The sequence below is a fragment of the Streptococcus parasanguinis genome (genome assembly GCF_047465465.1).
Taxonomy (GTDB): Bacteria; Bacillota; Bacilli; order Lactobacillales; family Streptococcaceae; genus Streptococcus; species Streptococcus parasanguinis_AI.
The window spans coordinates 1-629 of sequence record NZ_JASGZU010000014.1 but is presented as its reverse complement, the minus strand read 5'-3'; the positions used below and the strand labels follow the sequence as shown (position 1 = coordinate 629).

6 tRNA genes are annotated in these 629 nt (G+C 51.7%); all 6 read right to left on the bottom strand.

The features are described from left to right. Positions 1-35 precede the first annotated feature (35 nt). Positions 36-125: transfer RNA gene (locus QM351_RS10310), tRNA-Ser, on the bottom strand. Positions 126-135: 10 nt separating this feature from the next. After that, positions 136-209: transfer RNA gene (locus QM351_RS10305), tRNA-Ile, on the bottom strand. 16 nt (positions 210-225) lie between these two features. Continuing rightward, positions 226-299, bottom strand: a tRNA-Met gene (locus QM351_RS10300). A gap of 6 nt (positions 300-305) precedes the next feature. Next, positions 306-379 (bottom strand) — tRNA-Pro (locus QM351_RS10295). 19 nt (positions 380-398) lie between these two features. Then, a tRNA-Arg gene (locus tag QM351_RS10290) sits at positions 399-472 on the bottom strand. A gap of 36 nt (positions 473-508) precedes the next feature. Further along, a tRNA-Arg gene (locus QM351_RS10285) sits at positions 509-582 on the bottom strand. Positions 583-629: the final 47 nt, after the last annotated feature.

Sequence of the window (629 nt, the reverse complement as noted above, 5' to 3'; positions counted from 1 at the left end):
GAGCTACCGAGCTGCTCCATCCCGCGTTAATATTAAGGAGGATGTGGGATTCGAACCCACGCACGCTTTTACACGCCTGACGGTTTTCAAGACCGTTCCCTTCAGCCGGACTTGGGTAATCCTCCAAGATAACAATGGACCTTGTAGGACTTGAACCTACGACCACTCGGTTATGAGCCGAGAGCTCTAACCAGCTGAGCTAAAGGTCCAACAAGATCAACAATATAGCGGCGAAGGGGATCGAACCCCCGACCTCCCGGGTATGAACCGGACGCTCTAGCCAGCTGAGCTACACCGCCATAATATCGGGAAGACAGGATTCGAACCTGCGACACCTTGGTCCCAAACCAAGTACTCTACCAAGCTGAGCTACTTCCCGATCTAAAGCTACCGCTTTATGCACCCTAGAGGAGTCGAACCTCTAACCGCCTGATTCGTAGTCAGGTACTCTATCCAGTTGAGCTAAGGGTGCTCGTTCCTATTCAATTATTACATAGCCTTCCGACCATGCACCCTAGAGGAGTCGAACCTCTAACCGCCTGATTCGTAGTCAGGTACTCTATCCAGTTGAGCTAAGGGTGCTTCTTTCAACCTTTGTCTATGCCGAGGACCGGAATCGAACCGGTACG